The organism is Dietzia sp. DQ11-44 (genome assembly GCF_014145205.1).
Classification (GTDB): Bacteria; Actinomycetota; Actinomycetes; order Mycobacteriales; family Mycobacteriaceae; genus Dietzia; species Dietzia natronolimnaea.
This window is the reverse complement of record NZ_JAALEC010000692.1, coordinates 1-1477: the sequence shown is the minus strand read 5'-3', so window position 1 is coordinate 1477 and position 1477 is coordinate 1. Positions and strand designations below refer to the sequence as shown.

2 protein-coding genes and 1 pseudogene are annotated in these 1477 nt (G+C 62.2%); all 3 read right to left on the bottom strand.

Features of this window, described 5'->3' with window-relative positions; translation table 11 throughout:
- Window positions 1-203: pseudogene (locus G6018_RS17185) on the bottom strand (recombinase family protein); the annotation flags it as partial.
- A gap of 240 nt (window positions 204-443) precedes the next feature.
- Entirely contained in the window at window positions 444-1040 is a 597-nt protein-coding gene (locus G6018_RS15745) for a cadmium resistance transporter (protein WP_017838449.1), read from the bottom strand.
- Window positions 1037-1396 (bottom strand): metalloregulator ArsR/SmtB family transcription factor, encoded by a 360-nt coding sequence (locus G6018_RS15740; RefSeq protein WP_031265333.1) that lies wholly within the window; start codon window positions 1394-1396, stop codon window positions 1037-1039. Before G6018_RS15740 ends, G6018_RS15745 begins: the two co-directional genes overlap by 4 nt.
- Window positions 1397-1477 lie beyond the last annotated feature (81 nt).

The window sequence follows — 1477 nt, the reverse complement described above, 5'->3', positions numbered from 1 at the left end:
CGCGAGGCCCGGCGAGCTGGCTTCGGCTTCGACTCCGGTTTCCCTTCGATGATGTTTTCCGAGTCCGTCGACTCCACCCGAAAGTTCCAGCCCAGCTCGTCCCGGCGACGAAAGCGGGTCCGCACGCTCCCGCGGCTGACGATGAGCACCTCCTCGCCACCATCACCAGAACGGTTGAGCAACGTCCCGATTCGATCAGCCATGAGGAGACCCTTTCGTCCGGAATCTGTATCAATAGATCCTAGACCCCACGGGAAGGTGTTTCATAAGTGCCGAACTAGACCCTGTGACACAGCGGCGACTGTGGACTTGATCGCTTTGTGGCGGTCTTCTGTGGTTACTTCTTGGCGGCGACGTACGACGTACCAATCGGGCGTTCTGGCCGAAAGGGTTAGAGCGAGTCGGCGACTCACGGGTGGGCGGCCGGGTTTGCGTCTGTTTTGTCAGAGTCCGAATGCTCCGCCGCTGATCAGAATGAAGGCGCCTAGGCCGATCAGGACAATCGGGAACAGGATGTGTTCCCAGCGCTCCAGGACTTCGGCGATCGGTCGGCGGGTGGCGACGAACCTTGCCAGGCCCACCAGTCCCGCCACCAGCACCAGGAACACGATGCAGTAGGCGACCACGGCTCCCGGGCCCACGTTGAGAAAGACGGGGACGTAAACGCCGATGTTGTCTCCACCGTTGGCGAAGGTTACGCCGGCCACGGTCCACACGGCGACGTTCTTGCCCTCGACCTTTGCATCGTCGTCATCATCGTCCCCGCGCCAGGCCTGCCACGCGGCCCACAGTCCCAAGCCCAGTGGGATCAGCCCGAAGTAAGGGATGGCCTGCGGGGGCAGGAAGACTCCCGCGCCCAGGGAGACGAGCACAGCCACGCCGAGGATGCCGGCGAACCCGAGATACTGGCCGGCCAGAATGCGTGCGGTGGTTCCGCGTTGGCCTGCTCCGCGGGCGAAAAACAGCGACAGGACGATGATGTCGTCGATATTGGTGGCAATGAACAGGCCGATCGCCTGCAGGGCCGAGGACAGGATCACGCCTGCACCTCCGTGGCGTGACAACCCGGCACTGAGCAGTCGGGCTCCAAGCAGGAGGCGTTTTCGTTGACCGCGAGGGTGATCTCGACCAAGGAAGATAGCGACCGGGCCAAGTGCGGGTCTGCGATCTCATACCGGGTCTGGCGACCTTCGGGCACTGCGACAACGATCCCGCAGTCGCGCAGGCATGCCAGATGGTTCGACACGTTCGACCGTGTCAGCTCCAGATCCCGGGCCAGCTCCGCCGGGTAGGCCGGCTGCTCCAGCAAGGTCAGCAGTATTCGGGACCGTGTCGGGTCGGCCATCGCCCGCCCTAACCGGTTCATCACATCGACACGAGAAGCAATAGTCAGCACTTGCTGAACTATACAGCGTCTGCTGAACTGTTGTGACAACGCCCTAAAAACCTAAAGGTTTTTAAGGCACATTCACGGCGC